Source organism: Streptomyces tibetensis (genome assembly GCF_007655005.1).
In the GTDB taxonomy this organism is placed as follows: Bacteria; Actinomycetota; Actinomycetes; order Streptomycetales; family Streptomycetaceae; genus Streptomyces; species Streptomyces tibetensis.
Genome location: NZ_SZVW01000006.1, coordinates 240,016 through 255,109 on the forward strand (window position 1 = coordinate 240,016; position 15,094 = coordinate 255,109).

Sequence of the window (15,094 nt, forward strand, 5' to 3'; positions counted from 1 at the left end):
CCTCCGGGGAGGGGCCTGCGCGGCTCCGGACCGTCGACGGCCCGTCTCGTTCAGATGTACTGGATGGGGCTGCAGTCGGTGTGCTGCGTGTCGCGGCAGATCTTCAGCCAGGTCGTCCCCAGCCCGCCCGGCTTCTGGAAGCGGACCGGGACGGAACCTGCGCCGCACTGCGTGCCCATCTTGAACGGCGGCCCCGGTGTCAGGTCCACCGTCCACTGGATCCAGAGCGTGTAGCACCCGGAGCCGGTGTTGCGGAGTTCTCCCTCGACGGCGGTGTCCGGCCAGAGCCCTCCCGAGTCCACGGCCCGGGTCGTTCCCGACGCGGTGGCCGTCGCGTGGGAGACGGACCACCCCTCGGCCGCGTGGGCGGTCGTGCCGTGGGCGGACAACGCCAGGGCGAGCAGCGCAGCGCCCGCCAGAGATGTCATCGTGCGTGACATGGGTCCGATCCCTTCTGTTGTGCCGGATGTCCCGGGGACGGCTCCGAAAGGGCGCCCTCGGCGGACGACCGTGGCGTGGGCCAGTCGAGACAGGGAGTGCCGTCCTCGCTGAGTGCTTCCGCGAGCAGGTCGCAGTAGTGGCGCAGGTCCTCGTGCCAGCCGACGAACGACGCGAAATCCCGCATGTGGACGGCCAGACGGAGGGTGGCCGCGCGTGCGGTGCCCGGCGGGACGGCTGCGGTGCCCGGCGGGACGGCTGCGGTGCCGTCGCCGCCGGTGTAGCCGCGGAGCAGGGCGTGGGCCGCGGCCGGGTAGTCGACCCTCGGGCCCTTTCCGGCGGAGCCGAGGCCACGGGCTGCGGCGGCGCGCAGTTCGTGCAACTCGCCGAGACTCCAGCCGAGATCGAGGGCCGGGTCGCCCCCGGTGACCTCCTCGCCGGTGAGCAGGGCGGTGTGGCCACCGGCGGTGGAGGGGACCAGCCAGCCGGTGCTGGGAGCTCCGTGCAGCAGGACCGCGCCGCCTCCGGGTGGCTCGTCCGCGGCCCCGGACCAGTCCGTCAGCCGGGCCCACAGTGAGGGACCGAGCCGGGTTCGGGCCAGTGTGCGCAGCCGGGACGTTCCTGGAGCGTCCTCGTCTCCGGAGAGCCAGGCCGTGAGCCGTCGCACTCCCTGGTGGGGCGGCCGTTCGGGGAGGTCCCACGGCTCCTGGTGCAGCCTTCGCAGGGTCCTGCCCAGACCCGCCAGCGCGTCGATCGAGAGCCGGAAGGCGGTGTCGTCGCCGGAGGGCAGCAGCCGTGCCACCGAGACGGCCCCGGGCACGCGGTAGAGCACGCCCGAGTCCGGTGGGGTCGACCCGTCCCGCGCGGAGCCGGCGGCCGGTTCGCCCAGGGCGAGCCGGGCGCCGCGCGGCGCTTCGGCGGTGCTGCGGGCCCCGGCCGCGGCCGTACCGACGGCCCTGTCGACGCGGCGGAGTGCCGCGCCGGCCTCCGCCGGGGGGAGGCGCTGCGGTGCGGTGTGGGCCGGTCCCGGGGCACGCAGCCAGCTGAATCCCGCGTCCCCGTGGTAGCGCACGGTGATCCGCAGATAGCGGGTCCCGTACTCACGTATGGTGACGGGCTCCGTGCCGGGAGGCCGTCCCGGGTCCGGCGGCCCCGCGGGCGCTGCCGGCCCGCAACGGACCGGCTCAGCCACCGTTCCGCCGCCCGACCGCCTCGATGATCTCCCGGGTGTCCCGCAAAGCCGCTGACTGCCCCTCGGTGAACATCACTCCGGCGCAGTTGAGAATCACCTCGTCGACGCCGGCGTTCCGGTACTTCTCCAGCTCTGCGGCGATGTGGTCGGCCGAGCCGTACAGGTACGTGCCACTGTCCACCAGAGCGGCGGCACCGGCCACCGGGTCCGCCGGGTCGACGGGCACGCCGGCCCGGCGCAGCATGTCCGTGTAGTGCTCCATGGTGAGGTGCCCGGAGGCGGCCGTGTGAGCGAGCACGTGCGGGTTCCGGCCCTCGCGCTCCACCGCGACATGGACGACGGTCGCGACCCGGCAGCGGGTGTCCCTGTCCCTGTCCTTGGCCCCTTCCTCCAGGGCGGGCAGCAGGGTCTCGGCGACATAGGCGGGCGGGGTCATCCAGGTGATGGCGACGTCGGCGACGCCGCCGGCGGTCCGGGCCATGTTGGGGCGCAGCACGCCCACGCCGACCTCCACGTGCGGATGCTCCATGGGGATCAACCGGCCCTGCAGGCTGTGGTAGTCGCCCGCGTGGTCGACGATCTCCCCGTCGAGCAGGGACCGAACGGTGCGCAGGTAGTCCGCGGCCATCGTGCGCGGGCTGGTGTACGGGCGTCCGTTGAGGCTGCGGACGAACGCCGTCGAGCCGACGCCGTAGCCGGCCACCACCGGCAGGCCGGTCAGCAGGGCGAGCGAGCGGGCCTGGAGGGCGGCCTCGTACGGATGGCGCAGCGGCATGAGGGTCACGCTGAGGCCGACGGGGACGCGCAGCCCGGCGCCGGCGAGGTGGGCGAACGCCTGGTGGGCCTCCACCTTGAGCGACTGGCCTGTCCACAGGCGGCGCACTCCGGTGTCGCGGACCAGCTCGGTGTGGGGCCGCAGGGAGTCCGGGGTCTCCGGCATGTTCGGCACGAGCACGCTCGGAAGCACGTTGTCGGCGGTCACGGCTGGACACCTTCCTTATGTCGCTGGTGCTCTGACATCTGCCGGAGCTGTTGCTGTTCCTTGACGAACTGTTGTGTTTCTACTACGTTTTTTTCATGAGCCCAGTGAGTCATCGCGAGGGAATGCAGATCTACAACCAGCTGAGAGTGCTCCGCGCCGAGCGTGGCCTCAGTCGCGTCGCGCTGGCCAAGCTGGTGGAGGTGCACCCGCAGACCATCGGCGCCATCGAGCGGGGTGACTACTTCCCGAGTCTCGACCTGGCGTTCCGGCTCAGCGACGTGTTCGAGCTTCCGGTGGAAGCGATCTTCAACCGCAAGCCCTTCGCCCCCCTCTCCGCCCAGCTGTACAACAAGGAGGACCGCTCGTGAGCCGGCAAGGTGTCAACGGGACGACGGATCTGGCGCGCAGTCCCATGCGTCCTGTGGCGCTCTCCCTCTGTGTGCTGAGCGCGGTCATGGTGGTGCTGTCACTCATCTCGGACGGCAACGCGTTCTCCGACTCGTGGTGGCTCGTGGCCTTCGTGCTCTGGCTGCTGCTGTGGGGCGTGCTGCGCTCGATGACCCGCGGCGTGGCCGAACGGCCGCAGGTGGGACTGGACGAACGCGAGCGCGGGTTGCGCGACCAGGTCTCCTTCATCGGCTACCAGTGCGCGGTCGGCGCCGGCATGGTCGTCGTGCTGCTCATGGTCGTCTTCCAGAACCAGCCCGACATGATCGAGCGGATGCCCGCGCTGCTGACGACCCTCATGCTCACCGCGTCGGCAGTGCCCTCCGTCATCCTGGGAATGTCCGGAGTGGGCGTCGAGGACGCCGACGAGGACGAGGACGAGTGATTCGACCGGGGCGGAGCGGGAATCAGATTCTCGTGCGACAGGGCGGGTGCCCACCGATTGCGGCGGTGGGCACCCGCCCCTTTTTTTCTCAGCGGGTCACGCGGTTCAGCAGGAGTGGTCGAAGGTGTTGTCGACCGAGACAGCCGAGACGGCGGACGCGGCGGAGATGCACGCCTGCGACGAGGTGGTGATCGTGATGGTGGCGGCCGGGGCCTCCACGGCCGGAACGATCTCGTCGGCGGCGGCGTAGGTGGAGTAACCGCTGATGAGGGACTGGGTGTTCATGTCGACTCCCGTGTTCTCGGATTTCTGATGGTGACCGGATCGGCGATTTCGGCAACCGCGCTCTCCGGCCGTGGCAGAACCATTCCTCGAACGGTGCCGTGATGGCAACGGAGTTGACCGCATGCGGACACTGTCCGCAATCGGTCAACGTTCCATGTTGAGCCGGTACTTGAGTCGGTCCTATGCTCGCCGGGATGAGCCGAGATCAGCTGCATCGCTTGGTATTGGACAATGGCCTTCGGGTGTTGCTGGCACCGAATCCCGTGGGCGCTTCGATCGGTGTTGCTGTGCACTACGGCGTTGGTTTCCGCACGGAACCCGAAGGGCGTACGGGCCTGGCGCATCTCTTCGAGCACCTCATGTTCCGCGGGGGCAGGGGCGCCGAGCCGGAGGGTTATCTGCCACGGGTGCAGCGCGCCGGCGGATTCGGCGACGCCCGGACCCGCCAGGACGTGACGGTTTACCATGCCGCCGGCCCCGCCTCCGCACTGGAAATGCTGCTCGCGCTCGAAGCGGACCGAATGCGCTCGCCCTGTATTTCCGCGCGAAACCTCCGCACACAGACAGCGGTGATCGACGAGGAAATCCGGCTCATGGTCCGCAATCGCCCGTACGGAACTCATCCCTGGGCACTGCCGAGGGCCCTGCACCGGCGCTCGGAGAACGCGAGGGACGGGTACGGCGAAACCGTCGACCTCGCCGCCTTCGACCTTGCGTTGTGTGAAAGGTTTTTCGCCGACCATTACGGTCCCGGAAATGCCGTGGTGACCGTCACCGGCGCCTTCGACCGCCACACGGCGGAACGTCTCGCACGCCGGCACTTCGAGGACCTGCCGGCACGTGCGACGGTGCGGTCGCCCGATCCCCACGAGCCGGCGCCGGGAGAGGAGCGGCGGCTGACGGTCCTCGACCCGCACGCCGGTTCACCCGCCGTGGCGGTGGGCTACCGGATGCCGGACCCGGTCACCGAGCGCGCCGACTACCTCGCGCACCTCGTCCTGGCGGCGCTGCTCGGACAGGGCAGACACGCCCTGCTGCGCCGGGGTCCGACCGCGGCCGCGGGGGCGTCGAGCCTCTCGGTGGGCTGCGGTCTCTTCGGGCTGCCACTGGACACGGTGGGGCCGGATCTGCTGACGCTGTTCGCCGTGCACGAGCACGAGCGAGGCGCTGGGCACGTCCTGGAAGCGCTCGACGGCACGCTGGAAGCACTGGCGACGAACGAGGTCGCTGCCGGGCAGTTGCGTGCCACGACCGCCCGCTGGGCCGCCCGGGCGATGCGCGAACTCGGTGATCCGGGTACCCGGGCGCAGTTGCTCGGCCTGCGGGAGACGCTTTTCGGCGAGGCAGAGCTGACCCATGCGCTGCCCGAGCTCGTACGCGCCGGCGTGACCGGCGAACAGGTGAGCCGGGCGGCCGCCCGGCTCAGGTCCTCCCACCGGGCGGTCGTGCGCTTCGTGCCAGGACGCCAGGCCGTGCCGCGGGACATCGCACGGGAGACGACGGCATGACCGGTGGTGCGGCGAAGAAACTCCTCGGGTACGGCAGCCGGCCGGAGGCGAGCGCCGGGCAGGGGCGGCTGCCGCTGCCCGACGCCGACCTCACCCTCGGCAACGGACTGCGCGTGGTGGTGTGTTCGGCTCCCGTCGTCCCTCTGGTGGAGATCCGGCTCACCGTCCCCTACGCCGCCATGGCCCCCGGGGAGGTGGCGCACTGCCAGCTGCTGGCCGAGCTCCTGCTGCGCGGCACCGCCCACCGCAGCGCCGACGACCACGACGCGGCACTGGCCGCACACGGCGCCACCCTGGACGCCTCCGCGGACGCCCGCAAGATCACCGTCACGGGTCACACCATGGCCGACGGCCTGCCCGCCGTACTCGCCCTGCTGGCCGAAGCCGTCGGCGGGCCCCGGCTGACCGAGGAAGCCGTCGCTCCCGAACGCGAACGCCTGGCACGCCGCATACGGCTGGCCACCCACCAGCCGGCGGCGCTCGCACAGCACGCGCTGCTGCGGCGCAGGTACGGCGAGGAGAGAGCCGCCCGCTGGCAGCCGACGCCCGAGCAGGCCGCCGCCTGCACGAGGGACGACCTGGCTCGGGTGCACGCGCGGCATCTGGGCGCCAGGAACGCGGTGCTCGTGCTGGTCGGAGACCTGGAGCCGGAGGAAACCCTGGCCTCGGTCACCGAGCTGTTCGAGGCGTGGCAGCCCGGACCCGAAGGCGACGTACCCGAGGTGCCGCCCTGGTTCCCCGGCGGCCCCCTGCGGCACATGGACCGGCCCGGGGCCGTCCAGAGCGTGATCCGGCTGGCCGCCCCGGCCCTGCCGCGAACGGACCCGGGCTACCCGGCCCTGCACCTGGCCCAGTTGGTCTTCGGGGGATCCTTCGCCTCGCGGCTGGTCGCGCGCCTGCGCGAGGACAAGGGGTACGCCTACCAGCTCGGTTCGGGTGTGGAGTCGGTGCCGGGTGCCTCGACGCTGATGGTCGAGGCCGACACCGCCGCCGAGCACACCGTCGAGGCTCTCGCGGTGATCAGGGAAGAACTGGAGCGCATGGCCGCGGATCCGCCCTCGCCGCGGGAGATCGACGCCGCCAGGAATTACGCGGCCGGTTCCACCGCGACGGCGATGTCGACACCGGGAGCCTTGGCGTCCGGGCTGGCGAACCTGCTGCATGTCGGGGTCGGTGCCGACTGGTTGCACAACTGGGGGCCGCTGCTGGACGGCGTGTCCCACGACCAGGTCGGCGAGGCGGCCCGCCGGTTCTTCCGGCCCGCCGATTTCACCGGGGTGGTCGTCGCCGACGAGAGGGCGGTGGCGCCCCTGCGGAACGGCGCCACCGGTGAAGTGAGCCTCTGACGGCCCGAGGGGCTGTGCTTCCGAGCGACCACTCGGAAGCACAGCCCCTCGGGGTGAGCCGATCAGGCGGGGTCAGCCCCGGCTCTTCTTGATTCCCGCGACGACGGCGACGACAACGGCGATACCGACGGCGATCCAGAGGGCGGTGCTCATGAGGTGCTCCTTCGAGGTTTTTCGGCAGGGGGTCGGCCGGGGGGAGTAGGGGGTTGGCGGGGACAGCAGGGGGTCGGTCGGGACAAGGGGAGGGGGGTAGCAGGGGGCGGGGGACAGCAGGGATTCGGTCGGGGACAAAGGGGAGAGGGACAGAAGAGGGTCGGTCGGGGACGGGGGACTAACGCACCCGCAGCGCTTCGGTGAGCGGTACCCGGGAGCCGCTGCGCAGCACGCTGCCCGCGTACATCCGCCCGGCGACGCGGGTCATCCCCACCAGCGCGGCGACCGCAAGCACGAGGGAGAGAGCGATCTGCCAGGCGGGTGCGGTGCCCAGCAGCATCCGGGCCGGCATCAGGATCGGGCTGAGCGGCGGCACGAGCGACAGCCATTCGATCAACGGGTCGTGCGCGTCCTTGCTCAACAGGGCGATGCCCAGCACGAACGGCGTGGTGATGAGCAGCATCACCGGTTGCAGCACCCCTTGCAGGTCCTCCTGCCGCGAGACCCGGGCGGCGGCTGCGGCCAGCAGGGCGGCGAAGAGGAAGAAGCCCAGCAGGAACCAGACGCCCATCGTCACCAGCGACCCGCCCACCGCACTCGGCAGAGTGAGGGCGCCGGTGCCCTGCGCGAGCGCCACCGCGGCTCCGCCGAGCAGCAGGAGCTGGGTGAGGCCGGCCACCGCGACACCGATGAGCTTTCCGGCGAGGAGCTGCCAGGGGCGGATGGTGGAGAGGAGCAACTCCACCACGCGGCTGCTCTTCTCCTCCACCACGCCCTGGGCCAGGGTGATCCCGTAGAAGACGAAGAAGAAGTACAGCAGCCCGGTGGAGGAGATGATCAGCGCGAACTGCTCGGCCGCGCTGTTCTCCGACGGCTCGAGTGCGTGGACCCTCACGGTGGACGATGCCACGCGCTCCCTGAACTCCACGGGGTCCACGCCGGCGCGTTCGAGCTCCCGGGTGGTGCGCTCCTCGGCGATCGTGGCGCGCACGACGCCGAGCAGGTTCTCGTCCGCCTCACGTTCCACGGAGAGCGTGAGGCGCCCGTCGGTGCCGCCGAGCACGGCGGAGAGGTCCCCGTCGCGCAGCATCCGGTCCGTACGGTCGCCGTCGACGGTGACGAACTCGAAGTCGCCACCCGCCTTTTCGGCGACAGCGGCGAGCACCGGGCGCATCGCCGCGACCTCCCGCTCGACGCCGACCCTGGCCGGACCGTCCTTGGCGAGGACGAGCACGAGGGCGTAGACGCCGAGGCCGAGCAGCAGCCCCAGGGTGCTCAGGACGAAGGATCTGGTCCGCATCCGGCTGTTGATCTCCCGCCGGGCGACCAGGCCGACCGCCCGGCGGGCCGGCAGCGCGCCGGTGCCGTTCCGTGGGCCTGAGGTGTCCCCGCCCGGGCCGGCGGCGCGCTCCCCGTCCGGGACGTCCGGGCCGTGCGTGTCGCCCGGCGCTGGTGCCACTGTGTTCATGTCTCGTCCCCGTCGGTGTCGTTCGCTGTCGTCGCGACGCCTGCCGTGGTGTCCGTGTCCGACGTCCGCCCGGTGTCCTGTCCGTGTGCGCCGGTTGTGGTGACCAGGTCGCGGTACAGGTCGGACAGCGGCGGTCGTTCGGACACGAAGGCGAGGACCGGTCCGGTGGCCAGCGCCGCGTGCAGGACCCGCTGGTCGTCCGCACCCTTCGCCAGGCGAAGCCGCGTACGGGAGCCCTCGCGGCTCACGACCGACACGCCCCGCAGTCCCGCGGCCCAGTTCTCGCCCGCCTCCGGGGCGTCGACCAGCAGTCGTCGCTCGGCGTTCTCGCTCAGCTCCTCGATCGTGCCGCAGGCGATGAGGCGCCCGCCCGAGACGATGCCGACCCGGTCGCAGACGCGCTCGACGAGCGACAGCTGGTGACTGGAGAACATGACGGGCACCCCGTCGCCGGCCCGTTCGACGAGCACGTCGTGCATGACGTCCACCGCCACCGGATCCAGGCCGGAGAACGGCTCGTCGAGCACCAGCACCTGAGGGTCGTGGACCAGCGCCGCGGCCAGCTGGACCCGCTGCTGATTGCCCAGGCTGAGGTTCTGGACTTCCTCGGTGGCGTACCGGGAGAGCTCCAGCCGCTCGACCCACCGGTCGGCGGCCCTTCGCGCGGCAGCCGACGGCAGGCCGTGCAACTCGCCCAGGTACCGCAGGTGTTCACCGACCTTCATCCGTGGATACAGGCCGCGTTCCTCGGGCATGTAACCGAACTGTCTGCGGGCGGCGAAATCGACCGGACGGCCGCGCCAGCGGACCTCTCCCTCGTCGGGTGTGAGGACGCCGAGGATGATCCGCATCGTGGTGGTCTTGCCCGCCCCGTTGCTCCCCACGAAGCCGAACAGCTCACCGGCGTGGATGCCGAAGGTCATGTCCGCGACTGCCTGACGCCTGCCGTACCTCTTGCGCAGGCCGTCGACCTCCAGCACAGGCCCAGTCATGTCGCACCTCCAGAGTGCTGCAGAGCGATGCACTAACTTGATGAAGTATTGCGTTAACACATCACTCCGTCAAGGTAGTCATACGTTCTGCCGCTCTACCACGTAGACGTGCTTCTCCGAATGACTCGTGACCGGGCTGCGGTCCCAGTCCGCCCAGCGGTCCGTCACGCGCAGTCCCGCGAGCCGGGCCATCACGTCGAATTCCGCAGGCCAGGCGTACCGGCTGACCTCGGGTACCTTCCGCAGCCCGCCGGCGCTCATGATCGTGTGGACGACCAGGACGGACTGGAGCGACTGGTTCACCTGGATCGTGTCGAGCAGCAGCGCGTCCGGCGCCAGATGACCGACCCGGGTCGTCGCCTCGGTGAGCCGGTGGTACACCTGCGGGTTGTAGGTCTCGAAGACCGCGACACCGTCGTCCGCGAGCGCGTCGTGAATGCCGCGCAGGCAACTGATCTGCTGTTCCTGGGTGGGCAGCATGAAGAAGGTGTTGAGCGCGGTGAGCACCAGGTCGTAGCGCTCCTCGACGGCCAGTGCGCTGAAGTCGCCCACCGAGGTGGTGACACGGCCGGTGGAGTCGTTCTCGTGGAGTTTCGCCAGCATCGCGGGAGAGGCGTCGACGCCGTGGACCCGATAGCCGCTCCCGGCCAGCGGGATGGCCAGCCGACCGGTGCCGACCCCGAGTTCGAGCAGAGAGGCCGGGGCGGGGCGCAGCTTCTGGAGGAAGCCGACCATCGAGTCGATGGCGGGGCCTGCGGCGGGATAGAGCGAGTCGTAGACGTCGGCCAGTGATTCGCCGTACGCGCTGCTGTTCCCGCCCGGTGCGGCGCTCCCGCCGGGAGTCGCCTCGGCGTCGGTCGGCCGGTCTGTCCCGGTGGTCATCGTGCTGCCTCCATGCGGTGTCATGTGGATACGGTTTCCGGCTCGTGCCCGTCGGGGCCGCTGAGGGCCGGTTCCTCCAGCGCCGCCCGCAGCCGGTCGGCCGCGGACAGCACGTCGGGAAAGGGCGCGGGCGCCCACGCCTCGCGTTTCCCGCTGGTCGTGCTGCGGCCGGGGTGGGGCGTCACGACGACCACGTTGCGCCGCGCGCGGAGCTTGGCGGTGTGCTCCGCGTACGCCGCGCTCTGCGCACCACCGGGCGGCAGCGCGGGCGCCAGCGCGATCGCCGCCGGCGTGCACTGCAGCGCGAGGAGCGAGGGCGAGTCGCCCAGCCCCAGAGCAAGCCTGGCCAGATAGTTCAGCGTCGCCGGGAAGACGACGACCGCGTCGGGCCACTGCGCGAGGTCCACATGCCGCGCCCTCGGCTCCGGCTCGTCGGGCCACCGGTCCGCCTGCACGTCACAGCCGCCGATGGCCGCCAGCGACTCCCGGGTGACGAACCTGCCGGCCGCCCCGGTCAGTACGTACCGCACCTCCGTCCCGGGGTGCCCGATCTTCAGCCAGCTCGCCCAGAAGGGCAGATGCGCGGCGGTGACCGAACCCGTCCCGATCACCAGCAGGCGCCGCGCCCCCACCGGCTCGACCGCGGTCGACGCGCTGCTCACCGGACCACCGCCCCCGCCGGCACCGGCTCGCCACCGGCCGGCCGCCGCACACCGCCGCCGCGCAGCGACTGTCCATGCACCAGCTCCTGGTACAGCGCGGAGCGCGTCAGCAGCTCCTCGTGGGTGCCCTGGTCGACGGTGCGTCCCTCGTCCACGACCACGATCAGATCGGCGTCCTGCACCGTGGAGATGCGGTGCGCGATCACGAGCACCGCGCGCTCCTCGGCGAGGGTGCGCATCAGCGTCCGCAGCCGCTCCTCGTTCTCGCTGTCGAGCTGGGACGTCGGTTCGTCGAACAGGACGATCGCCGAGTCCCGCAGCAGGACACGGGCGGCCGCAAGCCGCTGCCGCTGACCGCCGGACAGGTCCTCGGCCCGTCCCAGCTCGGTGTCCAGGCCGTCCGGCAGCGCTTCCACGGCCTCGCGCAGCGCCAGTGCCTCCAGCGCCCGCCACAGCTCCGCGTCCGGCAGGGCACCTGTGTCGTCGTCCCGTCCGAGCAGGAGGTTCTGCCGTACCGTGCCTTCCACGAGGGTGAAGCTCTGGTCGACGTAGCTGATCGCGCCGCGCAACTGGTGCAGGGGCCACTGCTCGACGGGCAGGCCACAGACGGCGATGCGGCCGGACTCCGGCAGGAGAAAGCGTTCGGTGAGGCCGAGCAGCGTTGTCTTTCCCGCCCCCGACGGCCCGACGATGGCGGTGAGCCCGCGCCTGGGGGCCGCGAACGTCGCCTCGTGGATGATGGTGCGCCCGCCGTCCCGGTAGGTGACCGACTCGAACTCCACCGCGGACGCGGTCGGTGACGGCTCGACGGGGGAGAGGCCCCCGGGATGCTCCGGGGCGATCGTGAGCACGCTGTTCAGGCGGGCCCGCGCCGCCAGGCCACTCTGCATTCTGGCGACCCCCGAGACCAGCAGGGTCAGCGGCGCCACGAGTTGCAGCAGGTAGACGATGAAGGCGGCGAACTCGCCGATGTGCAGGTCCCCGGAGGCGAGCCGGGCGCCGCTGGTGACCATCACCGCGACGATCGACAGCTGCTGGCCGAGTTGCATCGTGGGCCCCACCAGGGCGGTCACCCGCGCGACCGACACCGCGGCGCTGCGGGCGTCCTCGATGCTGTGGCCCAGGGTGTCCGCCACCTGGCGTTCGGCGAGGAAGGCCTTGACCGTGGGCAGCGACAGCACGGCCGCGGTCATGTTCTGGGACATGGTGCCGACGGCGTTCTGCTGGCGTTCGACACCACTGCGGATCGACCGTACGCACAGGAAGATGCCGAGGCCGGCGACCGTGAACGTGGCGAGCACGACGAGCAGCAGGACTCCGTCCAGCAGGCCCATGGCGATCAGGGTGCCGATGGCCAGGAACAGCGAGGACGGGAGCTGCGCCACCCCGACGTCCACGACGGAACGCAGCTGTGTGCTGTCGGAGTTGGCCCGGGCCACCAGGTTGCCGGCCCCTTCCCGCCGAACCCTTCGCAGCGGCAGGGTCAGAATGTGCGAGGCGATGCGGAACCGCGCCTCGGACACCAGGCCCTCGCCCGCACGGGCGAGCAGGTAGGAGGACCCCGCCGACGCGAGCCCGGCGCCGACCGCGAGGCCGGCCATCGTCAGCAGCGGACCGACGGGACGTTCGTCCTCGGAGAGGGCCATCACCAGGTCGCGTACCTGGAGGGGGAGGACGAGGGTGGCGGCGGCGGAGAGCAGGCTCAGCACCACCGCGGCGGCGACGGCCGCCTTACGGTCCTTCAGGAGTTGTGCGAAGACACGCAGTTCGTCCGTGCCGTCCGGGCGTGGTGCGCTGGCCATGGTGAGGGACCTCCTGCAGGGTGCGGTGACATCCGGCCGGCCGGCGGCGGCACGGCGGACGGCTCAGATCGTGGAGCGCAGGGCCGTCTTCCACGGCCAGTCGTCCGAGTCGAGATTGCGGGCGGGATCGGCGGGGTCCACGTTCGCCGCGACGCACGCGGAGGCCAGTTCGGCGGCCGTCGGACGCTCACGGTTGCGTTCCGCCGCGTCCACGAAGGCCCGCGCGACCACATGGGCCCGGTGCTCGCCGAAGCTCAGGGCGCGCATGCCCGTCCGCGTGTCCTTCGGCTCCCAGGCGGCCGTCACACCAGGCGCGAGTACATGGGCGAAAGCGGGGGCGGGCCCCTCCGGCAGGGCGGTGGCGAGGGCGCTTTCGACCACCGTGCCGACGGCGTCCCAGGAGCCCCGGCCCAGGTAGACGACCATGCCGTCGTTGCGCGGCAGACTCGCCGGATTGGAAATGATCTTCGCCCGGTAGGTCGCGGAGCGGGCCTCCAGAGCGCTCAGCACGGCATGCCACAGCCCGGGCGCCGCGTCGGGGTCGGCCACCCTCAGGTACAGCCGCAGCAGTGCGCCGCCGCCGGTGGCGCGGCCGGCGCCGCTGTCCACGAGAAAGAACCCGGGAGAGACGAGCGGGCGGGCCGACGGGAGGTTCATCCGCACCACCGGCCGTGCGGGATCGCCCGCCGTGCGGCCGGTGTCCCGCAGCGTGACCGAGTCCCCTACGTTCACGCGCAGGCCGTCGATCTGCACGACCTGCCGGCCGGAGGCCGTGCGCTGCCCGGTGAGGATCCCCGCGGCGACCGTCTCGCGGTGCGGAGTCGCCTCCGCCAGCCGTGCCTCGAAGTCCGGCGCGCGCAGGGTCCTGGGGGCCTCGCGGTCCTTGACACCCCGCCCGGTGTGCAGCACTTCGTACAACGTGCGGGCCAGCAGGAAGCGCATCGCCGACGCGGACTCGGCGGTCACCTCGTCATCGCGCACCCATGCCGTCCTGCCGTCCGACGTGATCGTCACGTCCTCCAGCGCCCGGCGGAGCCCGGCCGCAAGCTCCGGTACCGCTCCCCCATGCGCGTCGGCCTGTCCCGGCCGAGGGACGGCCGTGACGGTCTCCCGGATGCCCGTGCTCATGCTGCCTCCCCGAGTCCGACCGTGGAGACGAAGCTCCGCGGATCCAGTAGTGCGGTCCTGCCGATGCCCGCCGCCGCCCGGACGATGGCCGACAGCCGGCCGCTCTCCCTGGTCGAGGCGATCAGACGGTCGATCAGGTGCCATCCGGCGTAGGACGTGGCACGCACCACGAACCCGTCGTCGTCGGGTCCGCCGCCCTCGCGGTAGCCCCGGTGGAAAGCGGAGATGAGCGGAAGTACCCGGGTCAGCTCCTCGCTGCCCCGCGCCACGACCTCCTCGTGGGTGAGCACGGCCGAGAACGCGTCGTCCGTCTCCTGCGCGGGAATGCGCAGCACCGCACGGTGCAGCCACTCGCCGACGTACGATCCGACGTCGCGTGCCGGGTCGCCGAGCCGGAACTCCTCCCAGTCGTTGACGTAGAAGGCCGTGTCGGTGATCAGGAACTGATCCAGCCGCAGATCTCCGTGGATGGGCACGCGTGCCGCCCCGGCCTCGGTCGCTCGCAGCCGCTCCAGCTCCTCGACCAGCGGGGCGTCGCGCTGCAGCAGCCCCCACGCCTCGACGAAGGCACCGGTGGCGTTGACGTAGCTCTCCAGCGGAAGCGACCGCAGGTCCTCGACCGGTGGGTACGGATGGGGATCCGCTTCCGGGAAATCCCCGGCCGTGTACGGGAGCCCGTGCAGGGCGGCCAGCGTCCGTCCGGCTTCGGCGGACATGGCCTCGGTGAACTCCTCGTCCGCGGCGAGCTCGCTGCCGGACCTGATGCCGTCGAGCATCCGGAACACCAGCAGCCGCTGCTCCTCGTCGCCCCCGAGAAACTCGGGGCGGGGGAAGGGGCGTTCACCGTCCCGCGCGAGGCGCTCGAAGAGCAGGATTCTCCGGTACCGTTTCAGGGATTCCCTGGGGTTCCCTTTGAGTCTTTTCACGAATACCGAGTCCCCGGTGTCCGTGATACCCGACCAGTTCTCGTTCCGACCGGGATAGGAGTAGAGCTCCGAGGCGTTCAGCGATCCCAACCCGAGCCGGTTCAGCAGCTGTTCGACCGATGAGTCCACGGGACCGTCGACAGCCAAGGCGGAAGACCGGCCCTGCGGATATGTAATCTTTTCTCCTGCCACATGGGCTTTCTACCGCGGGGCGCTGCCGCCGGACAACGAATTGACCGGCATCGGCCACCCGCCGGCGGGGCCCAGGAGTGGCGGTTCGCCAGGTCGCCCGGCGGCGTGACAGGTCACGCCGCCGGGCGGCGGAAGTGGGGTCGCGGCGGGGCGGAAAGAAGGGCTTCGGGTGACGGTTTCCTCCGCTAACCGTCACCCGCCGCCGCATCGACCTGCCTGCCGTGTGCGCCCGGGTCAGATGATTCTTCGACGCACGGCCCACACCACCGCTTCTATCGGGGTTTCCACGTCGACGCAGTCGCAGAT

The 15,094-nt window shown here is 71.3% G+C and carries 15 protein-coding genes; 4 read left to right on the forward strand and 11 right to left on the reverse strand.

Translation table 11 applies throughout. The features are described from left to right. Positions 1-50 precede the first annotated feature (50 nt). The 3 genes from FDO69_RS12580 to FDO69_RS12590 all read right to left on the reverse strand — a co-directional run bounded on the left by FDO69_RS12580 (position 51) and on the right by FDO69_RS12590 (position 2,612). Entirely contained in the window at positions 51-440 is a 390-nt protein-coding gene (locus FDO69_RS12580; protein ID WP_138430091.1) for a hypothetical protein, read from the reverse strand. Beyond that, positions 425-1,510, reverse strand: a complete 1,086-nt coding sequence (locus FDO69_RS12585) for a phosphotransferase family protein (protein ID WP_104779864.1) — start codon at positions 1,508-1,510, stop codon at positions 425-427. The genes FDO69_RS12580 and FDO69_RS12585 overlap by 16 nt, the downstream gene beginning before the upstream one ends. Positions 1,511-1,622: 112 nt before the next feature. Further along, positions 1,623-2,612: an LLM class flavin-dependent oxidoreductase gene (locus FDO69_RS12590; RefSeq protein ID WP_276616052.1), complete on the reverse strand. Its 990-nt coding sequence runs from the start codon at positions 2,610-2,612 to the stop codon at positions 1,623-1,625. A gap of 95 nt (positions 2,613-2,707) precedes the next feature. Between FDO69_RS12590 and FDO69_RS12595 the strand changes: the two genes are divergently transcribed. Further along, positions 2,708-2,980: a helix-turn-helix transcriptional regulator gene (locus tag FDO69_RS12595; protein ID WP_097216740.1), complete on the forward strand. Its 273-nt coding sequence runs from the start codon at positions 2,708-2,710 to the stop codon at positions 2,978-2,980. After that, complete coding sequence (locus FDO69_RS12600) at positions 2,977-3,444, forward strand: hypothetical protein (protein ID WP_138430093.1); 468 nt, start codon at positions 2,977-2,979, stop codon at positions 3,442-3,444. Before FDO69_RS12595 ends, FDO69_RS12600 begins: the two co-directional genes overlap by 4 nt. 105 nt (positions 3,445-3,549) lie before the next feature. Here the strand turns inward: FDO69_RS12600 and FDO69_RS41140 are convergent, their stop codons facing one another. Further along, positions 3,550-3,729 carry a hypothetical protein gene (locus tag FDO69_RS41140; protein ID WP_159030605.1) on the reverse strand — a complete coding sequence of 60 codons (180 nt, stop codon included), beginning with the start codon at positions 3,727-3,729 and terminating at the stop codon, positions 3,550-3,552. A 182-nt stretch (positions 3,730-3,911) separates the two neighbouring features. Between FDO69_RS41140 and FDO69_RS12605 the strand changes: the two genes are divergently transcribed. Together FDO69_RS12605 and FDO69_RS12610 are read left to right on the forward strand one after the other, a co-directional pair. After that, positions 3,912-5,237: a M16 family metallopeptidase gene (locus tag FDO69_RS12605; protein WP_104779866.1), complete on the forward strand. Its 1,326-nt coding sequence runs from the start codon at positions 3,912-3,914 to the stop codon at positions 5,235-5,237. Further along, entirely contained in the window at positions 5,234-6,583 is a 1,350-nt protein-coding gene (locus FDO69_RS12610; RefSeq protein ID WP_104779867.1) for a M16 family metallopeptidase, read from the forward strand. Before FDO69_RS12605 ends, FDO69_RS12610 begins: the two co-directional genes overlap by 4 nt. A gap of 331 nt (positions 6,584-6,914) precedes the next feature. Here FDO69_RS12610 and FDO69_RS12615 read toward each other — a convergent pair whose 3' ends face one another. The 7 genes from FDO69_RS12615 to lxmK all read right to left on the reverse strand — a co-directional run bounded on the left by FDO69_RS12615 (position 6,915) and on the right by lxmK (position 14,725). Next, positions 6,915-8,204: an ABC transporter permease gene (locus FDO69_RS12615; protein WP_104779868.1), complete on the reverse strand. Its 1,290-nt coding sequence runs from the start codon at positions 8,202-8,204 to the stop codon at positions 6,915-6,917. Further along, on the reverse strand, positions 8,201-9,196 hold the full coding sequence (locus FDO69_RS12620) for an ABC transporter ATP-binding protein (RefSeq protein WP_104779869.1): 996 nt from the start codon (positions 9,194-9,196) through the stop codon (positions 8,201-8,203). The genes FDO69_RS12615 and FDO69_RS12620 overlap by 4 nt, the downstream gene beginning before the upstream one ends. A gap of 78 nt (positions 9,197-9,274) precedes the next feature. After that, positions 9,275-10,078 carry a class I SAM-dependent methyltransferase gene (locus FDO69_RS12625; RefSeq protein WP_159030607.1) on the reverse strand — a complete coding sequence of 268 codons (804 nt, stop codon included), beginning with the start codon at positions 10,076-10,078 and terminating at the stop codon, positions 9,275-9,277. A 20-nt stretch (positions 10,079-10,098) separates the two neighbouring features. Beyond that, complete coding sequence (locus FDO69_RS12630) at positions 10,099-10,740, reverse strand: flavoprotein (protein ID WP_104779871.1); 642 nt, start codon at positions 10,738-10,740, stop codon at positions 10,099-10,101. Then, a complete protein-coding gene (locus tag FDO69_RS12635; RefSeq protein WP_104779872.1) occupies positions 10,737-12,542 on the reverse strand; it encodes an ABC transporter ATP-binding protein in 1,806 nt (601 codons plus the stop codon). The genes FDO69_RS12630 and FDO69_RS12635 overlap by 4 nt, the downstream gene beginning before the upstream one ends. A 63-nt stretch (positions 12,543-12,605) precedes the next feature. After that, entirely contained in the window at positions 12,606-13,670 is a 1,065-nt protein-coding gene (locus tag FDO69_RS12640) for a T3SS effector HopA1 family protein (RefSeq protein ID WP_104779873.1), read from the reverse strand. Next, entirely contained in the window at positions 13,667-14,725 is a 1,059-nt protein-coding gene (gene lxmK, locus FDO69_RS12645; RefSeq protein ID WP_159030608.1) for a class V lanthionine synthetase subunit LxmK, read from the reverse strand. The genes FDO69_RS12640 and lxmK overlap by 4 nt, the downstream gene beginning before the upstream one ends. Between the last annotated feature and the right edge of the window lie 369 nt (positions 14,726-15,094).

Excerpts from the sequence above, each read along its gene's own strand:
- FDO69_RS12640 (WP_104779873.1), bottom strand. The coding sequence starts at position 13,670 with ATGAGCACGGGCATCCGGGAGACCGTCACGGCCGTCCCTCGGCCGGGA.
- FDO69_RS12605 (WP_104779866.1), top strand. The coding sequence starts at position 3,912 with ATGCTCGCCGGGATGAGCCGAGATCAGCTGCATCGCTTGGTATTGGAC.
- FDO69_RS12635 (WP_104779872.1), bottom strand. The coding sequence starts at position 12,542 with ATGGCCAGCGCACCACGCCCGGACGGCACGGACGAACTGCGTGTCTTC.
- FDO69_RS12580 (WP_138430091.1), bottom strand. The coding sequence starts at position 440 with ATGTCACGCACGATGACATCTCTGGCGGGCGCTGCGCTGCTCGCCCTG.
- FDO69_RS12610 (WP_104779867.1), top strand. The coding sequence starts at position 5,234 with ATGACCGGTGGTGCGGCGAAGAAACTCCTCGGGTACGGCAGCCGGCCG.
- FDO69_RS12625 (WP_159030607.1), bottom strand. The coding sequence starts at position 10,078 with ATGACCACCGGGACAGACCGGCCGACCGACGCCGAGGCGACTCCCGGC.
- FDO69_RS12615 (WP_104779868.1), bottom strand. The coding sequence starts at position 8,204 with ATGAACACAGTGGCACCAGCGCCGGGCGACACGCACGGCCCGGACGTC.
- FDO69_RS12595 (WP_097216740.1), top strand. The coding sequence starts at position 2,708 with ATGAGCCCAGTGAGTCATCGCGAGGGAATGCAGATCTACAACCAGCTG.
- FDO69_RS12620 (WP_104779869.1), bottom strand. The coding sequence starts at position 9,196 with ATGACTGGGCCTGTGCTGGAGGTCGACGGCCTGCGCAAGAGGTACGGC.
- FDO69_RS41140 (WP_159030605.1), bottom strand. The coding sequence starts at position 3,729 with ATGAACACCCAGTCCCTCATCAGCGGTTACTCCACCTACGCCGCCGCC.